Origin of the sequence: Propionispora vibrioides, from assembly GCF_900110485.1 — a bacterium.
Taxonomy (GTDB): domain Bacteria; phylum Bacillota; class Negativicutes; order Propionisporales; family Propionisporaceae; genus Propionispora; species Propionispora vibrioides.
The window spans coordinates 140,927-160,435 of the sequence record NZ_FODY01000007.1 but is presented as its reverse complement, the minus strand read 5'-3'; the positions used below and the strand labels follow the sequence as shown (position 1 = coordinate 160,435).

Sequence of the window (19,509 nt, the reverse complement as noted above, 5' to 3'; positions counted from 1 at the left end):
AAAACAAAGGGATTTGCACTAATTTGCCGGCAAACAGGGTGAAAGTGGCAGGGGAGCGGTGGGAAACGGCGAATTACAAAATGGTAGGATCTTGACGAAGCTTACAAAGACTACTATAATGGTTAATAGCGGATAATTATTATTAGTTAATAATAACCGTTATAATAAATAAAAGGGAGAGATTTAAAAGTGAAAAGTTTAAAAGGTACTAAAACTGCTGAAAATTTATTGAAAGCGTTTGCCGGAGAGTCTCAGGCCAGAAACCGGTATACATACTATGCGTCGGTAGCTGATAAAGAAGGCTTTAAGCAGATTAAATCCATTTTTATTGAAACTGCCGATAATGAAAAAGAACATGCCAAACGGTTCTATAACTTCCTGCTGGAAGGTTTGAAAGACGAACTGCCGGTTATGCTGGAAATTACCGCCTCCTTCCCGGTGGAAAAGGGTGATACGCTGACTAACTTAAAAGCCGCTGCCGGTGGGGAAAATGAAGAATGGACCGATTTGTACCCGGCTTTTGGCCAGGTTGCCGCTGAAGAAGGTTTCCCGGAAGTGGCTGCCGCCTTCCGTATGATTGCTGCTGCTGAGAAATGTCATGAAGTCCGCTTCAACAAGCTGGCTGACAATGTGGCTAACGGTACGGTATTTGTAAAAGACGGTAAGGTATTTTGGAAATGTGCTAACTGTGGTTACATCCATGAAGCCACGGCCGCACCGGAAAAATGTCCGGCCTGCCTTCATCCGAAGGCTTTCTTTGAAGTGTTTGCCGAAACCTATTAAAACCAGGGTAAATGTAAAGATGGTATGGCGCTGTAGAAATCGCTGTACCATCTTTTTTTTGTATTTGGCGAAATGTTTTTGAACGGCTGTGATTCAGGTCACAGCCGTTCCGGGCTGTTTACTGTATGATAGCACTATGAATAAGGTTGTTACACCCTAATAACAAGGAGGCTTATATACAATGGGAATGTTTTGCTATCAATGTCAGGAAACGGCGAAGGGGAGCGGCTGTACCCTGCGCGGTGTTTGCGGGAAGACAGCGGACGTCGCCAATTTACAGGATCTTTTGATTTATGTGCTGAAGGGAATTTCCGTTCTTAATGTTCAGGCCAGAGAAGCCGGCGTGAATAAACCGGCGGTTGATGTTTTTGTAATGGAAGCACTCTTTTCCACCATTACCAATGCAAATTTTGATAAAGCTTACTTTGTCGGCAAGGTGCAGGATGCACTGGCTATCCGCGATCAGGTGAAAGCCGAGCTGTTCCAGGCCGGCGTGGCACCGCAGGAAAGTCATGACAGTGTGACCTGGACCGACGGACCCTATGCTTTTGAAGCCAAGGCAGAGGCAGTTGGTATTTTGGCAACCGAGAATGAGGATGTCCGTTCGTTACGCGAACTTTTAACCTACGGCGTGAAGGGAATGGCAGCCTATGCCGAGCATGCTTATACCCTGGGATATGGACAAGATGGTATTTTCGCTTTTATGCAGCGAGCGCTGAAGGCTACCACCGAGGAACTGAGCGCCGATCAACTGGTATCGTTAGTACTGGAATGCGGTAAATTCGGGGTGGATGTCATGGCCCTCCTGGATCAGGCCAATACCACCACCTACGGTAATCCGGAAATTACCAAGGTCAATATTGGCGTTAGAAACAACCCGGCCATTTTGATCAGCGGCCATGATCTGAAGGATTTGGAAGAATTATTGGAACAGACCAAGGGCACCGGCGTCGATGTATACACTCATGGCGAAATGCTGCCGGCCCACTACTATCCGTTCTTTAAAAAATACGACAATTTTGTCGGCAACTACGGCAATGCCTGGTGGCTGCAGGATAAAGAGTTTGCAAGCTTCAACGGACCGATTTTGATGACTACCAACTGTCTGGTTACTCCGAAGGAAAGCTATAAGGACCGGGTATATGTGACCGGTGTGGTTGGCTTTGAAGGACTGAAACAGATCCCCGCCAGAGCTGCCGGTCAGTCAAAAGACTTCTCAGGCCTAATCGCCCATGCCAAACAGTGCCCGGCACCGCAGGAACTGGAACAGGGCGAGATTGTCGGCGGCTTTGCTCACAATCAGGTACTGAGTTTGGCCGATAAAGTGGTAGAGGCTGTCAAGGCTGGTGCCATTAAGAAGTTCTTCGTCATGGCCGGCTGCGACGGTCGCATGAAGAGCCGTGACTATTACAGTGAATTTGCCAAAGCATTGCCTCAGGACACAGTTATTCTGACAGCCGGCTGTGCCAAATACCGCTACAACAAGCTGCCTCTGGGCGATATCGGCGGTATTCCCCGGGTGCTGGACGCCGGACAATGCAACGACTCCTATTCGCTGGCCGTCATTGCCCTGAAACTGAAGGAAGTGTTCGGTCTGGACGATGTCAATCAATTGCCCATTGCTTATAACATTGCCTGGTATGAGCAAAAAGCCGTCATTGTACTGTTGGCGCTGCTCTACCTGGGAGTGAAAAATATTCATCTCGGCCCAACATTGCCCGGCTTCTTGTCACCTAACGTGGCCAAAGTGCTGGTGGAAACCTTCGGGATCGGCGGCGTAGGCAGTGTGGAAGACGATTTGAAAATGTTTATGGCGTAAGAATAGAAAACAAAAGATAAACGGCTAAGTACAAAACCACCCGGAAAAGGGTGGGTTTTGTACTTGGTAGCTGATTTTCTCCTGCAGACAAGAAAAAATCAGCATAATTATCCATACAATCACAGCGGTTTAACAGTATAATGAATATACAACTGCATTACCAAGTGCTGCATATTTTCCTAGGGCGTGTTTTCAAACTATCCGAAACGGGTCCTGACGGCTTTTTGTGCCATACTTCGTTAACATTTTTTGAAATAGGGCGGACGTATGCTGACTGACGACAACGAAAGGGTGCGGAAAATAGACCGTCAGATCCACTGGATTAGATCTGACACTGTACTAAACTGTTCATGGTGTAAGTCGGCCCCATGATTATATGTAATGCAACAACCCTGGCGGGGCAAACCTGGCCCGCCAGGGTTGTTGACATTGCAGGGATAGCCGGGCAAGGCACCAGCGGCCCGACGGATTTTCTTTATAAAAAGAGTAGACAAAAATCTCAAAATGAGATATACTGAGACCAACTTAATAAAGCGGTATATTTTTTTAAACTTTTTTGTCTCGAAATGAGACTTTTGGGCAAGGGTGCCCTGAGAATGGATGAAAGTTCCTTCTCAGGGCACTTTTTGTTTGTCTGGTAATTGCAGCGGCGGTAACGTCGGTTGTTATTATAATAAAAAAATGACTGGAGTGATTCGTATGTCCACGCAGGTAGTAACAAGAGAGCAGGATAATGTCTGGGAACTGGAAGCTGGTGAAGTAAGAAAATCAGGTTTGGGGCATTTTGTCATGATGGCCTTGTTTACCGGGGTTGGCGTTGTTGTCGGCACCTTTGGCAGCATTGCTGTGCCGCTGGGGTTTGTATCTGCCTTCTGGCCCGGCCAGGCTATTCAGGCGGTCGGCAGCATTTGGTATGGTATGTGGGGAGGGATTGCTTCTTTTGTGTTTCCGATTATATCCAATGCTATTTCCGGGTCAGCCCCTCTGCCGGTATCGCTGGCCTACATACCGGGCAATCTGGCGCAAGGCATTATTGCCGGCTGGGCCTTCCGCACCTTTGGCGCCGATCCGCGGCTTTTGACGCCGAAAGACTGGATTGCCTTCACTTTTTGGGGTATTATCGTTTCCAATATTATTGGCGCCGGTTGGGGCAGCACGGTCTTGAGAACTTTCGATCTGATTACGCCGGCAGCTCATTTACCCGTCTTTTTCGGCTGGTTTGTCGGTAACGCGGTGGCTTCCTGGATACTGGGAGTTATTATGTTGAAATTCGTTTCACCCATTGTTATTAAATCAAAAACCTTTTGTAAAAAATACTGGGCCTAAGCCCGGTTGGCCGTTGGGAGGCGCTATGTATGGCAGGGACACAGACTATGCAAAAAACCATTTTAGGTTATGTGCCGCTGGAATCACCGATTTATGCCCTGCATCCCCTGGTTCGTCTAACTCTTTTTGTGATTACCGGCGTGATTCCCCTGTTTATTGAAATGCCGGAGGGAAATCTTGCGTTTCTACTGGTTATTCTGGGTTTATTCCTGTTTTCCCGGGTGGATTTGCGCAAGCTGCGGGTGTATTTGCCCATGGTATTCACTATAGGAATATTTATTCTGGCCATGTACATCTTTTTCCCCGTCGGCAAGGGGGAGCCGCTGGTATTGTATCAGGCCGGCTGGGTACGCCTGGAGTACCATTCCCTGATGTGGGCTTTGAGTGTGTACATCCGCATTGTGGCACTTATTTATGCGTCGATTTTTTATTTTTCGACCAACCGGGAAAGGGACATTCTAGTGGCGTTCCGGTCGACGGGCATGCCGTTTGTCTGCTCTTATTTTCTGGGCCTGTCACTGCGGTCGGCAGGCATGTTTCTGGAAGACTACCGGATTATCCGTGAGGCGGAGGAGGCCCGGGGATTGGATACGGAGGATATGTCCTGGACCGGTAAAATCAAGCATTTTGCCATGTATATGGTGCCGCTGTTTACGCTGGCCATCCGGCGCAGCGACGATATCAGCATGGCTTTATTTGCCAAAGGCACCGTGCTGACCGGCAAGGTTAACGGCCGGAAACGGTCCGACTACCTGGTTGCCAAATCGCCGGTGCGGGGCGGCGATATTGCCATGATTTCCGGTATGTTGGCCGCTTTTCTGGTTTTTGTGATCTTTGAAGTGCATACCAATCAGTTTGATATCGGTCATTCACTGGTGAACCGGGCTTTACTGGCCTCGGTAAAGGGGGGAGGAGAGTGAAGGCCCTAGAAGTGAAGCATCTGTGCTGGAAGTACAGCGGCAGTGAGTCTATGACGCTCAAGGATATTTCCTTTTCTCTGGAGGCTAACCGTTTTTTAGGTATAGTCGGTCCCAATGAAGCGGGAAAAACAACCTTGGCCCTTGCCTTACGGGGGCTGATTCCTGAGCATTTTTCCGGTGTGCTGCAGGGTGAGATCGAGGTTTTTGGCACGACAGTGAGGTCGCTTAGTTCGCTGGAACTGGCTCAGCATATCGGGATGGTATTTGCCGATCCCGATGCCCAGTTTACGGCGATGAGCGTAGAGGAGGAGATTGCCTTTGGTTTGGAAAATCTAGGGCTGTCGGTGGAAGAAATCAATGAGCGGCTTGACTGGGTAAGCGAGCTGACCGGTATCCGGGAACTGTTGACTAAACCGCCTTATGATCTTTCCGGTGGCCAGAAACAGCGGGTAGCTATTGCCGCTGTGCTGGCCATGAAGCCGAAAATCATCATTTTGGATGAGCCGACCTCCATGCTGGACCCTCACTCGAAGGATAATGTGTTTTCCCTGTTGGCTACCATGAAAAAAGAGCTGCAGATGACCATTGTGGTCATTGAACATAATATTGAAAAGATAGCGGAATTATCCGATGAAATTTTACTCCTGGCGGAGGGCAGTATCCGTCGCCGGGAAAAGGCGGAACGCTTTTTTGACGATCTGGATGGCATTGCCGCCAGCGGGATCCGTGTGCCCGACATCATCCGGTTTTCCTATCTGGCCGCCGCCGACAGTCCGCAGCCGAAGGTGCCGGTTTATTTTGAGGACATCCGCGATAGGCTGGGGCAGGAACTGAAACGGGGGAGAACGTCATGACACAGCAGTCTATTATAACGGTTGAGGATTTGGTATATTGCTATCCCGATGGAACCAGGGCGGTCAATCAAGTGACTCTGGAGGTTTTTCCCGGTGAGTTTATCGCCCTGATCGGGCAAAATGGTTGCGGCAAAACGACCTTGTCCAAGGTGCTTAACGGAATCTTCAAGCCCACTTCGGGCACCGTAACGGTGGACGGACTGGATACTACCCGGCCCAAGGTGAAAAAACAATTGGTTACGGCTATTGGCTATGTTTTTCAAAATCCCGACCATCAATTGTTTAATAATAATGTGTTTGATGAGATTGCCTATGCGCCGCGCAATATTGGCTGCGCGGAAAGTGAAGTGCGCGAGCGGGTCGGCGAGGCGGCCCGGATTGCCGGTGTGCGGCCGGAGCTGTTTGGTGAACATCCTTTCTTTCTGACAAAAGGATTGCGGCAGCGGGTGGCGATCGCCTCTATTCTGTCGTTGAAGCCGAAGGTCATTATTGTCGATGAGCCGACTACCGGCCAGGACTACCGGCAATCGATCGAAATTATGGAGTTTCTGCAGGAACTGAACCGGCAGCATGGTCACACGATCATTATCATTACTCATGAAATGGATATTGTTGCCCAATATGCCAAGCGGGCCGTGGTCATGCACCAGGGGCACATGCTGCTGGACGGAACAGTCAGAGAGGTGTTTGGCGCCCGTGAAATTCTTGATCAGGCATCGCTCAAGCCACCGTCGCTGACTGCTCTGGCCCAGGCCTGGCAGGCATACGGCATTGACCGGGGCATCGCAACGCCGGAGGAACTGTACCGGCAATGGCGTCGGAGGTGCGGTTATGAAACGGCCTAATCTGCTGGTGATTAACCCCAATTCTTCGCCGGTCATGACCGGTGATATTGAAGCAACGGTACAGGTGTTGAGCGACAGACTGCATTTTGATTTTGTAGTTACTTCTACACCGGGAGCGCCGGACGTGCTGGAAAGCTTCCGTGACTATACACTGGGCGGCGCCAGTGTCCTGCAGCGGCTGGCCAAGCAGCCGCCGGACCATTTCGACGGTTTGCTGTTAGCCTGCTTTGGCGATCCGGCTCTCTATGCTTTGAAGGAACAAGTACTGCTGCCGGTTACCGGTATTGCCGAGGCTTCTTTTTCGCTGGCTCTTTTGCTGGGCTACCGGTTTGGTATACTGGCGGCTTCGGCCAAGGCCAAGCCCATGATGGAGTCGCTGGTCCTGTCTTACGGGCTGCAGGCCAGGCTGGCCGGTGTGGCGGCGCTGGAGGTGCCGATCGGTGATTTTGCCGGCCGGCCGGGCAGCCAGGAAGATTTAATGGTGGAAAAATGCGAAAGTTTGCGCCAGGCTGGAGCGGAAGTAATCATTCTTGGTTGTGCCGGAATGACCGGTATTGGGGCACGGCTGCAGCAGCGGACCGGACTGACGGTGATTGACCCGGTGGTGGCAGGCTGTACGGCGCTGTGGCAGATGATTGCCGGCGGCTTTTGTCCTTCCCGCACCGGACTGTATGCGTAAATGAGTAGGGTGTGTTGAAAACCTAAAGGTATGATCCGTGGCGAGTGATTTTTGGGCCAGACGAGCAGCCTGTTGCAGGAATAGTGGCCCCTATTTCAAAACAGGCTAACGAAGTATGGCCCAAAAAGCGCCGTCAGGGAGCGTGCCGATAGTTTTTCAACACGCCCGAGCAGGAAAGAAGTGAGAATATGCTGGATTTGATTATTCGGGGCGGCAGCATAGTGAATGCCGACGCCATAATAAAAACCGATATTGCCGTGCAAGACGGCCGGATTGTTTCCCTGGGCGATGCCGCTTTGCTGGGGCGGGCCAAACGGGTGATCAACGCTGCCGGTCAATACGTTCTCCCGGGGCTGATTGATATGCACACTCATTTTGAGGCACCGTTCATGGGCTGCCGGGGCGCTCTTGATTTTTACAGCGGCAGTGTGGCCGGCGCTTTTGGCGGTGTTACCACTTTTATTGATTTTACCAATACCCGGCCGGGCGACTCGGTATTGGCCAGGGTGAAAGAGCGGCGGGAGGAAATGGCGAAAGCCGTCATTGATTACAGCACTCATGCCAAGTTTGTCGAAGCCAATCCGCAAGTGATTGCCGAAATTCCGGCTATAGTGGAATATGGCTGCAGCAGTATTAAGCTGTTTATGACCTATCGCAAAGAAGGGGTTATGATTGAGGACGACGGGATGCTGGCTGTGCTGGAAGCCGCCCGCAAGTGGGGGGCACTGCCGGGAGTGCATGCCGAGTCCAATGCGATAGCCGAGTTTCATATAGAACGGCAGCGAGCCAAAGGCGAATTGGACTGGATTGATTTCCCCAAGGCCAAACCGCCGCTCTGCGAAGAGGAAGCGGTGCGGCGGGCCATTCTGCTGGCGGAAGCCGCCGGATCGCCACTGTATATTTTTCATCTGACCAGCCGGCGTGGCCTGGAGACGGTGCGGCAGTCCCGGCTTAGAGGCTATCCGGTTTATGCCGAAACCTGTCCCCATTATCTGGTGCTTACGCAGGAAATGTACCGGCAGGATGAGGGCTATCGTTACATCATGAGTCCGCCGCTCCGGGATGCTGACGACTGCCAGGCGCTCTGGACCGGCTTGGGGCAGGATGTTCTGGTGGTTAGTTCTGATGACTGCACCTATACGCTGGCTGAAAAGACCATGTTTTTGCCGCAAGATGAGACAGGCGGCAGGCGTGATTTCACTAAAGTGGTAAATGGTGTACCGGGGATTGAGACCCGGCTGCCGTTGCTTTTGGAGGAAGGTGTTCAGCAAGGGCGGCTCACGTTGCAGCAACTGGTTGCCGTGGCGTCGGCCAATCCGGCCAAACTGTTCGGTTTATACCCGGAGAAGGGCGTTCTGCAGCCTGGCAGCCTGGCCGATATGGTTTTGGTCGACCTGGCACAGACTGGAACATTACAGGCTGACCGGCTCCATCAGGGAATTGATTACAGTGTGTATGAGGGAAAGAAGATCACTGGCTGGCCGACGATGACGATTGCCAGAGGCAAGGTGATTGTGGAAGGCGGTAACTTTGTCGGTGTGCGCGGTGCCGGACAGTTTGTTCGCCGCAAGCCTTTTGCTGCCAACCGTTGATCTGCAGGCCACCGACAGCGAAAATGCCAATTCCTTTGGAAAATACTTTATTATTGCTACGTTTTTTGGTAAACTGACGTAGAAACTAGTTGTTGTTGTCCTAGGGCGTGTTTGCAAGCTAACGGAATGATCCATGGCGAGTGATTTTTGTGCCAGACGAGGCAACATTTTGCCGGAATAGCGGCCCCTATTTCAAAAAAATGTTAACGAAGTATGGTGCAAAAAGCGCCGTCAGGGAGCGTTTCGGATAGTTTGCAAACACGCCCTGAGGAGATGACCGGCTGGTAAGCCGTTCAGGCGGTTAATGTGCTTGAGGTGAGCTATGATGATAGGTTTGCAGGATATACGGGATACTGTACAGAAAACAGCGGAAGCTATAGCGGACGTGTTAAAGATTGATGTGGAAATTGCCGACGCCCAGTTGATCCGTGTCGCCGGTACTGGCAAGTACCGGGAGGGACGGGGCAGTGTTATGCTGGACGGCTTTGTATACCGCCATGTGCTGGAGACAGGGGAAACAGTACTGATTAAGAATCCGGGCAATCATGAACTATGCCAACCCTGTCCGCGTCAGGGGAACTGTTTTGAAGATGCGGAAATGGCTGCGCCTATTCTGGTGCAAGGTGAGCCTGTCGGGGTGATCGGATTGATCAGCTTTGAACGGGAACAGACTCGACGGCTGCTGGATAATCGGGAATGGATGCTGCAATTTATTGTAAAAATGGCCGAGCTGATTGCCGGCAATTTGACCTTGCCGGAAACAAAACCAGAGCGGTCGTCATTGCCGCTAAACCTGAACCACTTGGAGAAAGAGGCCATTGTCAAAGCTCTGGCCGAGTTTTCCGGCGATGTCCGGAGCAAGGAAAAGGCCTCCAAGTTACTAGGTATTAGCCGGGCGACGCTATACCGTAAAATTAAGGAGTACGAATTATCTTAAGGAGCCACTGATATTGTAAGCCTGCCGGCATGGGAGAAGTGAAACTGCACCAAATTGATGGCTCTTCTAAGGGGTGGCTGACGCAGCCACAGGAAAAGCTCCGTCGGGACATTCGGTGTTCCTTTAAGCAACTTTATGAAAGTAGTGTTCTTTAGATATCCGGACAACATGTAGCTGGCGTCACCGATTTTCGTAGACTTATATCTCATTTTGAGATATAATAAAGGCAGACCAAGACATTTGTCGGGGATATTTTTTTACCAATTGTGTCTCAAAATGAGATAAATGGGCAACGGCGCTCTCTGCAAGAACCATCCGGTATCTTTAGAGCGCCGTTTTTCTTTTCTTTTAGAAAGCGAGGTAGAACCAATGAATCAGGTAGCTTGGCTAAAGAGTACCCTGAAAAGACAGCAAGGCACCGATGTAGCCTTCCTTGGCCCGGCGGCGCTGGCTGAAGTGGCGCAGTTTCACAGCAGCTTTTCCCAGTATCAGGTCACACCGCTCCGCTCTTTACAGGGTTTGGCGGATAAGCTGGGGGTGGGCGGCATCTATGTCAAAGATGAGTCTTACCGGTTTGGACTGAATGCCTTTAAGGTTATGGGGGCATCGTATGCTATTGGCAAATATCTGGCCGGCCGGCTGGGCAAAGACCTGGGAGCGCTGCCGTTTGCCGTTCTGTCTTCGGCGGCCGTCCGGGAAACGCTGGGTGAGATTACGTTTGTGACGGCAACTGACGGTAATCACGGCCGGGGTGTGGCCTGGACGGCACGGGTGCTGGGACAGAAGGCAGTGGTCTACATGCCGAAAGGTTCGTCGCTCACCCGGCTGCAGCATATTCAAAGTGAAGGAGCGGAAGCCTCGATTACCGAGTTGAATTATGATGAAGCAGTTGATATGGCGGCTGAACAGGCCGGCCATAACGGCTGGGTAGTGGTACAGGACACTGCCTGGGAGGGGTATGAGACCATTCCCGTCTGGATTATGCAGGGTTATGCCCATATTGCGGCTGAGATCATTGACCAGTTTCGGCAAATGGGGCCGGAAAGGCCTACCCATGTGTTTTTACAGGCTGGTGTAGGCTCGTTTGCTGCCGCTATAGCCGGCCATTTTATCGCTGCATTTGGTACTGAGCGGCCGGTGATGGTGCTGGTCGAGCCTAATCAGGCCGATTGCTTTTACCGTTCGGTCCTGGCGGCGGACGGTCGGGAGCGAAGCGTGAGCGGCGACATGGCGACTATTATGGCCGGGCTGGCCTGCGGCAAACCCAATCCGTTAAGTTGGAGTATCATCCGGGACTATGGCGATATGTTTTTCTCCTGTCCCGATTGGGTGACGGCCAAGGGTATGCGGGTGTTGGGCAATTCAGTCGGTCAGGATGAGCGGGTGATAGCAGGAGAGTCGGGGGCGGTTGGCGCCGGTTTGCTGGCTGCTCTCCTGGAGCGAAAAGAGCTGTGGGAAGCGAGAATGGCGTTGGGGTTGGATCAGCATTCCCGGGTGCTGTTAATTAGTACCGAAGGCGATACAGATCCGGCTTCCTATCGTAAAATCGTCTGGGACGGGGCGTATCCGTCCTGGCAGGAGGGGGAGAACCCATGCTAAATCAGCAACGGGAGCAGGAGATTATTGAACTCTGCCGGGAACTGGTGCAATGCCGAAGTTATTCCGGTGAGGAAGGAGACGCGGCTGACCGGTTGCAGCAAGCCTTTGCCAGCTTGGGCTACGATGCTTTTTGGCGTGACCGGTATGGCAATATGATTGGTTGCATTAGAGGAAACCGGCCAGGAAAAAGGCTGTTATTTGATGGACATTTGGATACTGTGCCGGTGGTGGATGCCGCTCAATGGCGCTATGCGCCGTTTGGGGCCGAAGTGGAAGCGGGGCGCATCTATGGCCGGGGCACTTCCGATATGAAGGGCGCCGTCAGTGCCATGACGGCGGCGGCCGCTTATTTTGCCGCTGACAGCCGCCGTAACTTTCCCGGTGAAATCTACGTGGCCGGTGTTGTACACGAAGAGTGCTTCGAGGGGGTGTCCGCCAGGGAAATCAGCCGGCGAATTCAACCCGACTATGTGGTTATTGGTGAAGCATCGGAGCTTAACTTAAAACGGGGACAGCGGGGGAGAGCGGAGATTGTGGTGGAAACCTATGGAAAACCGGCCCACTCGGCCAATCCGCAGTGGGGAGTCAACGCTGTCTATCTTATGGCTGAAATGGTGCGACGCATCCGTCAATTAACGCCGCCGGCCCATAACGTAATGGGAGCCGGCATTATGGAACTGACCGACATCAAGTCCTCACCCTATCCCGGTGCTTCGGTGGTGCCTGATTATTGCCGGGCAACCTATGACCGCCGTCTGCTGGTCGGGGAAACGCCGGCCTCGGTATTGAAGCCGTTGCAGGAGCTGCTGGCGGCAATGGAGCGGGAAAATCCGGAGTGTAAGGCATCCGTTGGCTTTGCTGCCGGCAAGGAGCGTTGCTATACCGGGGCAGAAATCGAAGGGGAACGGTTTTTCCCCGGCTGGCTGTACGAAAAGGAGGAGCCTTTTATTACGGCGGCCTGGGAAGGACTGCTCCGGGCCGGTCTGACGCCGGAACTGACACAATACTCCTTCTGCACGAACGGCAGTCATTACGCCGGGGAGGCCGGTATCCCCACGATCGGGTTCGGACCTTCCCGGGAGAATCTGGCTCATACGATTGACGAATATATTGAAATTGACCAGCTGCTGCAGGCGGCGGCCGCTTATTACGGCATTCTGGCCGCGGTATTGAGGTGAGTGTTGTATGAGGATATTGATTAAGAACGGCCGCCTGGCGGATGGCAGTGGACGATCGCTTTTCCCGGCCGATGTGGTGATTGAAGGCGAGCGACTGGCTTGTATTAGTCCGGTTGGCAGGGAGGGTGACTTTGACCGGGTGATCGAAGCCGAAGGACTGGTGGTGGCACCGGGTTTTATTGATACGCATAGCCACTCCGACCTGGCAGTGCTGCTCAATCCCGTGCTCGAACCCAAGCTGTGTCAGGGAATTACAACGGAGGTGCTGGGGCAGGACGGTATTTCATTGGCGCCGTTGCCGGTGGAATATGTGTCGCCCTGGCGAAAAAACCTGGCCGGGCTGGACGGCGACAGCGACCGGATAGACTGGACTTATAAAACCACTGGCGGCTATCTGCAGCTGCTGGAACAGAATGGTGTCGGGCTTAATGAGGCCTATCTGGTACCTCACGGCAATGTACGGATGGAAGCTATGGGGCTGGATAACCGTCTGCCGACGGCGCTGGAACTGGAGCGGATGCAGGACATTGTCCGGCGGGAACTGGAGGCCGGCGCGTTTGGCTTGTCCAGTGGCTTGATTTATATGCCTTGTGCCTACGCCGGCCGACAAGAGCTGGTATCGCTGTGCCAGGTGGTTGCCGGCTATGACGGGGTATTTGTCGTGCACCAGCGCAGCGAAGCGGACACCGTATTGGAATCGATGGAGGAAATTCTGGATATAGGCCGGCAGTCGGGTGTCAAGGTACATTTTTCTCATTTTAAGATTTGCGGTGTTAAAAACTGGCGTTATCTGGAGCCCATGCTACACTTACTGGATAAAGCCGCCCGGGAGGGTATAAGGGTCTCTTTTGATCAATATCCTTACGCTGCCGGCAGCACCATGCTGGGGGTTATCCTGCCACCCTGGGCTCATGACGGCGGCACCGACAAACTGCTCGGACGTCTGCAGGACCGGGAGGCGCGGCGGCGCATGATTCGCGATATCGAGCAAGGCCTGCCGGGCTGGGATAACTTCTGGGATTTTGCCGGACCGGATCAGATTTATGTTACCAGTGTGAAGACAGCTGCTAACCGCGATCTGGTTGGTAAGAACCTGGTGGAGATCGCCGGTATGCGCGGCAAAAATGTGTATGACGCGGCTTTTGATCTGTTGAACGAAGAGGGCAATGCCGTCGGCATGGTGGATTTTTATGGCAAGGAAGACCAGGTGATTCGCATTCTGCAGCGACCCGAGCAAAATGTCTGCACCGACGGACTATTGGGCGGCAAGCCCCATCCACGGGTATACGGTTCTTTCCCCAAGGTACTGGGCCAGTATGTGCGGGAAGAAAAGGTGCTTACTCTAGAAGCGGCTGTTCGCAAAATGACCGGTAAACCGGCTGAAGCTTTCGGCCTGCGGGAGCGGGGACTGCTAAAGCCGGGATATTTTGCCGATGTGGTTATTTTTAATCCCAATACTGTCCGGGATAGAGGTACTTATATTGAGCCGGCTCAATATCCTATGGGGATAGAGTATGTATTTGTTAACGGTGGCTTAGCCTTAGATGATGGCCGGCCAACCGGGAAGCTTAGCGGTAAGGTGTTGAGAAAATAGTGGCTGTTCTCCCTTTTTACAAGCCGGCATCAGTCTTAAGCAATTAGACTGATGCCGGCTGTTTTTTTATTGTCGCAAATGGCAGGGTGTGGCGCGGATCACGGTTACTGAGAAAGCCGTGCGAGGCGAGCATGATAGAATTTTTGATTCGTCCGAACCGTATCTGGTTTTAGAAAGAGACTCAGGGCAATCTGAATAAAAGGACCCTTGATTGGCCTCTTGGCCGGTAGTGCCTCTGTGATAAAAGGTAGCTTTTCCGGTTATGCTAAGGATATTACTGAATGGATGAGCGTAACGGGGGAGGTTGCCTGGTGGTCGGGGTTATGAAGCGTGGGGCTGGCCGATGGATGAGCAGGCTATTGCTTTGCTGGAGTTTTGTCCTGTTATGTTTCGCCGGCGGGGCAATTGGCCGCGGCGAGGCTAAAAGCATTGTGTATATACCGGCCGACGACCGGCCGGTATCACTGGGTTATGTGGTTGATACGCTGCAGGCTGCAAGCTGTCAGTTGATTGTGCCGCCGGCCGAATTGTTGGCCGGACGGGGCCGAACCGGTAAGCCGGAGGCTTTGTGGCAGTGGCTGGCGGAGCAGGCGCCGGCCGCCGATGCATTTGTTTTATCCGGCGATACCTTGATTTATGGCGGTCTGGTCGATTCCCGCACCCATGAATTGCCAGGCTTTATACTGGAAGGGCGGCTGCAGCGGTTCGCCGGGCTGCGCCTCATGAATGCACGGGCGCCCGTTTATGTTTTTGCCACTCTGATGCGGTCACCGAAAATGAGTGTCGGCGGCATGGAGCCGGTCTATTACGAAAAATACGGCGGTGCTTTGTTCCAGCTTACGGCTTTGCAGGATGAGGCCGAGCTGCGGGGGTTGTCGGAGGAAGAGCAAAGCAAGCTGCAAAGCCTGGAGGCGTCTCTTCCGCAGGAATATCTGAGTGACTGGCTGGAGCGGCGGGCTAAGAACTATCAAATCGATACCGGGTTGCTGGCTCTGCTCAAACAAAAACAATTGGATTACCTCTTGCTGGGACGGGACGATACCTCACCCTTTTCCCGTTCCCATCAGGAGTTTCGGTCGTTACAGCCTTTGGTGAGGGATTTGCCGGCAGGCACTTTCGCTTCTTTCCCCGGTGCCGACCAGTTAGGCATGGTGCTGTTGACGCGAGCTTCTAACCGCCTGGCCGGCAAGCGGCCGGCCGTGTACGTCCGTTATGCTGCCGGGGCCGGGCCGGATACGGTGGCCAGCTACGAGGACCAGCCGTTGGGGCTTACGGTGGTTGATCACATTAAGGCGGCCGGTGGCCGGGTGGCTGCCACAGCGCAGCAAGCCGACCTGGTTCTTTACTTGAATACGCCGCTTACCGGTAAGACCGAGGAGGCCGATGTATTTACCAACCTGCCGGTCAGGGAAGAGCGAACGGAGAAGCTGGCGCAGCAAATGGCCGAGGATATCCGGGCCGGCCGGCCGGTGGCTATGGCCGACGTGGCCTACGCAAACGGCGCCGATAATTCACTGCTGCAGGCCATGTTCAAACAGGGCTTGCTGGATAAGCTGGCTGCTTATTCGGGCTGGAACACGGCCAGCAATACTCTGGGTTATGCACTGGGACAGGGCTTGCTGGCCCGTAATATGGATGATAAGGAACGGAAACGGCTTCTTGCCGTCCGTTATTTGGAGGACTGGGCTTATCAGGCTAATATCCGCCCGGAGGTTTGCTGGGAAGTGGTGTATCTTAACCAGGGCAGAACGGAATATCTAAGCTGGCTTAATCCTGAGGCCGCCGCCCGAACCAACGAGAAGCTGCAACGGTTTGCCCGGCGTTTTCTCTGGATTGACCCTGCCGCTATCCGTGTTGCGTATCCCTGGGACCGCATGTTTGACCTGGCAGTGGTTGTGGCTCCCTAAAAACGGGATAGCGCTCCGCTAAACTTGAGAGCAGAAATGGCTGACGGTCAAAATTTCGTCACCCGGCGTTGTCGTCAGTCGACATACTGACGGTATGTCTCTCTCCTCCGCCTTGGCTGACAAAATTTTGCCTCGCCATCATCTTCCTGTTTCAAAGCTGGCGGAGCACTGGCAGGAGTTTGCAAAGTTTTCGAGAAGTAATTGCGATACGATTAAGACACGGACCGCTGTTTGCAATGAACCGGTCCGTCGATCATGGGAGAGAAATATGGAAAACAAGAAGATTTGTGATATGAAGCCTGGCGACAGTGTACAGACCTTTTTTCTAATTAAAGCGGTTGATTGCAAAACCTCGAATAATAATAAACGCTATTTAGATATTACCCTGTCTGACCAGACGGGAGAAATGAATGCTAAACTATGGGATTGCAGTCCGGCAGACGAAGCTCAGTACGTGGCCCGTTCCTTGATTAAGGTAAAGGGTGCCGTATTTGAATGGCAGGGGAAATTGCAGCTCAAGATAGAGAAGCTCCGGCTGGCCGGGTCGGAAGACGGGCTGGTGATTGCCAATTTTGTGCCGGTGGCTCCCCGTGATGCCGAAGGGATGTATGCCGAACTGCTGCAGTTTGTCAGAAAAATTGAACATGCCGATCTGAACGCCATTGTCAGTTTTATCATCGACGATTGTAAGAAGAAACTGCTGATTTACCCGGCGGCCAAGAGTAATCACCATGCCGTGCGGTCCGGTCTTTTGTATCACATTCTTACCATGCTGCAGCTTGGCGAACAAACATGCCGGATTTATCCGTTACTGAATAAGGATTTGCTGTTTGCCGGTATCATTTTGCACGATATTGCCAAGCTGGATGAAATGGATGCGGGAGAATGGGGCATTGTTTCCGAGTATACCGCCGAGGGGGAATTGCTGGGCCATATTGTGCAGGGAATCAAGCTGATTGACCGGGTAGCCCGGAAGGTCGGCGCCGGCGAGGAGGCTTCCCTGCTGCTGCAGCACATGATTCTTTCCCATCATTATGAGCCGGAGTTCGGCAGTCCCAAACGCCCGATGATTCCGGAGGCGGAAATGCTGCACCATCTCGATTTGATTGATGCCCGGATGTACGATATGCAAAAGGTACTGGGGAATACCCCGCCCGGCCGGTTCTCGGAAAAGGTGTGGTTGCTGCAAAACCGGAAGCTCTATAAAGCGGCGGCCGGCAACCCGGAGGAACCGGTATAATAAGGCAGATAAGAGGCTCGTGGTACGGCAACTGCCGTGCACAGCCTCTTTTTTATCGGGAGCTGCCGGTCTGATTGACGGTGTGCCGGGACCGGCGGCAAGCGAATTTTTATTTTTCGGACCGGCGGCTGCCGCCACATACTATATTTGCCTGTGGAAAAAGCTTTGTTTTGGGGAATACTATTGATAATAAAGCAATGCTTTTTCTAGCGCGGGGGCTGCAAAGCAGAGCAACAAAAGGATTTTTCTTGCAAAAATCCGGTAAAATGTATATACTTAAAGGAATTATTATGAGCGGATAATGATACCGGTTTGGATTGAATTTCTACCGGCGGGCAGTGGAAACGACGGAGTAAGCCCGGCGGGGGCTTGTAGTAAACAATAAATATATGAATAGTAAATTGTACATTTGGAGGGAAATTTTCTTGAGTAGTGATGAAAAATTATTAATTATCCCGATCGGGGGCCTTGGCGAAATTGGCAAGAATATGACAGCCTTTTGCTATGGCGACGACATTGTCGTGCTGGATTCGGGTATGGCTTTTCCGGAGGAGGACATGCTGGGCATTGACCTCGTTATTCCGGACATGACCTATTTACTGGATAATAAAGATAAAATCCGGGCGGTGGTGTTGACCCACGGCCATGAAGACCATATCGGTTCGCTGTTTTATCTGTTGAAGCATGTGGACGTGCCGGTGTACGGCTCCCGTCTGACCTTGGGTTTGGTGGAGGGCAGGCTGCGGGAGTATAACGTACAGGCCAACAGCCTGATGCCGGTGGCACCGGGCGATATGATCCGGGCCGGACAGTTTGAGGTCGGTTTTATCCAGGTCAACCATTCAATTGCCGATGCGCTGGGTATTTACTTTAAGACGCCAATCGGTACGGTGGTGCATACCGGCGACTTTAAGATTGATCAGACACCGGTTGACGGCAAGATTATTGATATTCACAAATTTGCCGAATTAGGCGACCAGGGCGTGCTGGTGCTTCTGTCGGACAGCACTAACGCGGAACGGCCCGGTTTTACCAAGTCGGAACGGACGGTAACCGAGGCGCTGAACGAACATTTCCGGACGGCCAAGGGCCGGATTATTATGACCACCTTTGCCTCTAACGTGCTGCGTCTGCAGCAGGCGATCAGCTCGGCCTACGAGTTTGGGCGCAAAGTGGCTTTGCTGGGGCGCAGCATGGTGACGGTTATCACCAAGGCTGCTGAACTGGGGTATATGACTATTCCCGATGGGGTGTTGATCGGGGTGGAGGAAATCAACCGCTACCCGGATAATCAGATTCTGATTCTGACGACAGGCAGCCAGGGGGAACCGATGGCGGCATTAAGCCGGCTGGCGTTCCAGAACCACCGCAGTATGGAAGTTCACCGTGGCGATACCGTGCTGATTGCCGCTACCCCTATCCCGGGCAACGAACGGTCGGTAGGCCGGACGATCGACGCGCTGATGCGTCTGGGGGTAGACGTAGTCTACGAGCGTTCTTCGGGTATTCACGTGTCCGGCCACGGCAGTCAGGAAGAATTAAAACTCATCTTGAATCTGGTCCGTCCGAAATTCTTTATTCCGGTCCATGGCGAATACCGGATGCTCAAGTTCCATGGCAAGCTGGCTAATGAGGTGGGCATTCCGAAAGAGAATGTTTTTATTGGCGAAAATGGACAGGTCCTGGAATTTACGAGGGAAACAGGCCGGGTGTCCGGCAAGGTTACGGCTGGCAAGATTTTTGTCGATGGTTTGGGAATTGGCGATGTGGGCAATATTGTCATGCGGGACCGGCGGCAGTTATCGCAGGACGGCGTGCTGATCGTAGTGGTTACGCTGGACAAGCAGAACGGGCTGGTACTGGACGGGCCGGATATCGTCTCCCGTGGCTTTGTGTATGTCCGCGATGCGGACAACCTGATCAACGAAGCGCGGCGGGTGGTTAAGGAGGTGCTGGAGCGGTATCAAAATGCTCCGGTTACCGAATGGATGCCGATGAAGTCGGACATGCGGGATTCGCTGACAAAATATTTATTTACCAAGACCGGAAGAAAGCCGATGATCCTGCCGATCATTATGGAAGTATAGCCCGGACAAGGCGCAGCAAAGGCGCGGCCAAACACACAGTTTGTGTTTGACCGCGCCTCTTTTATGGCCTCAGGCGGTTGTCCGGCTTTTTCACCTTGCAGACCGATGACAGGCAGCAGGATTTTTTATCATAAAAAAGAGATTCCCGG

14 protein-coding genes and 1 pseudogene are annotated in these 19,509 nt (G+C 52.6%); all 15 read left to right on the top strand.

Translation table 11 applies throughout. The features are described 5' to 3' along the window. Positions 1-189: 189 nt before the first annotated feature. The 15 genes and pseudogenes from rbr to BMW43_RS08050 all read left to right on the top strand — a co-directional run bounded on the left by rbr (position 190) and on the right by BMW43_RS08050 (position 19,360). Complete coding sequence (gene rbr / locus BMW43_RS08125) at positions 190-783, top strand: rubrerythrin (RefSeq protein ID WP_091745588.1); 594 nt, start codon at positions 190-192, stop codon at positions 781-783. Between the two features lie 181 nt (positions 784-964). Then, positions 965-2,602 carry a hydroxylamine reductase gene (gene hcp / locus BMW43_RS08120; RefSeq protein WP_091745587.1) on the top strand — a complete coding sequence of 546 codons (1,638 nt, stop codon included), beginning with the start codon at positions 965-967 and terminating at the stop codon, positions 2,600-2,602. A gap of 699 nt (positions 2,603-3,301) precedes the next feature. After that, on the top strand, positions 3,302-3,928 hold the full coding sequence (locus BMW43_RS08115) for a hypothetical protein (protein WP_091745586.1): 627 nt from the start codon (positions 3,302-3,304) through the stop codon (positions 3,926-3,928). A gap of 29 nt (positions 3,929-3,957) precedes the next feature. Continuing rightward, the gene (locus BMW43_RS08110) at positions 3,958-4,848 is read left to right on the top strand and encodes an energy-coupling factor transporter transmembrane component T family protein (RefSeq protein WP_091745584.1); all 891 of its coding nucleotides are present in this window, start codon (positions 3,958-3,960) and stop codon (positions 4,846-4,848) included. Further along, positions 4,845-5,702 (top strand): energy-coupling factor ABC transporter ATP-binding protein, encoded by an 858-nt coding sequence (locus tag BMW43_RS08105; protein WP_091745582.1) that lies wholly within the window; start codon positions 4,845-4,847, stop codon positions 5,700-5,702. Before BMW43_RS08110 ends, BMW43_RS08105 begins: the two co-directional genes overlap by 4 nt. Continuing rightward, on the top strand, positions 5,699-6,547 hold the full coding sequence (locus BMW43_RS08100; protein WP_091745580.1) for an energy-coupling factor ABC transporter ATP-binding protein: 849 nt from the start codon (positions 5,699-5,701) through the stop codon (positions 6,545-6,547). Before BMW43_RS08105 ends, BMW43_RS08100 begins: the two co-directional genes overlap by 4 nt. Then, positions 6,534-7,226, top strand: a complete 693-nt coding sequence (locus tag BMW43_RS08095) for an aspartate/glutamate racemase family protein (protein ID WP_091745578.1) — start codon at positions 6,534-6,536, stop codon at positions 7,224-7,226. The genes BMW43_RS08100 and BMW43_RS08095 overlap by 14 nt, the downstream gene beginning before the upstream one ends. A gap of 182 nt (positions 7,227-7,408) precedes the next feature. Further along, positions 7,409-8,818: pseudogene (gene hydA, locus BMW43_RS08090) on the top strand (dihydropyrimidinase); the annotation flags it as partial. A 322-nt stretch (positions 8,819-9,140) separates the two neighbouring features. Further along, positions 9,141-9,755: a GAF domain-containing protein gene (locus BMW43_RS08085; protein ID WP_143050588.1), complete on the top strand. Its 615-nt coding sequence runs from the start codon at positions 9,141-9,143 to the stop codon at positions 9,753-9,755. Between the two features lie 369 nt (positions 9,756-10,124). Continuing rightward, positions 10,125-11,354, top strand: a complete 1,230-nt coding sequence (dpaL, locus tag BMW43_RS08080; RefSeq protein ID WP_091745572.1) for a diaminopropionate ammonia-lyase — start codon at positions 10,125-10,127, stop codon at positions 11,352-11,354. Then, positions 11,348-12,532, top strand: coding sequence for a YgeY family selenium metabolism-linked hydrolase (locus tag BMW43_RS08075; protein ID WP_091745570.1), 1,185 nt, complete (start codon positions 11,348-11,350; stop codon positions 12,530-12,532). The genes dpaL and BMW43_RS08075 overlap by 7 nt, the downstream gene beginning before the upstream one ends. A 7-nt stretch (positions 12,533-12,539) precedes the next feature. After that, complete coding sequence (locus BMW43_RS08070) at positions 12,540-14,126, top strand: N-acyl-D-amino-acid deacylase family protein (RefSeq protein WP_091745568.1); 1,587 nt, start codon at positions 12,540-12,542, stop codon at positions 14,124-14,126. 281 nt (positions 14,127-14,407) lie between these two features. After that, the gene (locus tag BMW43_RS08065; protein ID WP_091745566.1) at positions 14,408-16,033 is read left to right on the top strand and encodes a DUF4127 family protein; all 1,626 of its coding nucleotides are present in this window, start codon (positions 14,408-14,410) and stop codon (positions 16,031-16,033) included. 268 nt (positions 16,034-16,301) lie between these two features. After that, entirely contained in the window at positions 16,302-17,273 is a 972-nt protein-coding gene (locus BMW43_RS08060; protein WP_091745564.1) for a 3'-5' exoribonuclease YhaM family protein, read from the top strand. Between the two features lie 389 nt (positions 17,274-17,662). Continuing rightward, positions 17,663-19,360: a ribonuclease J gene (locus tag BMW43_RS08050; protein WP_177173507.1), complete on the top strand. Its 1,698-nt coding sequence runs from the start codon at positions 17,663-17,665 to the stop codon at positions 19,358-19,360. Positions 19,361-19,509 lie beyond the last annotated feature (149 nt).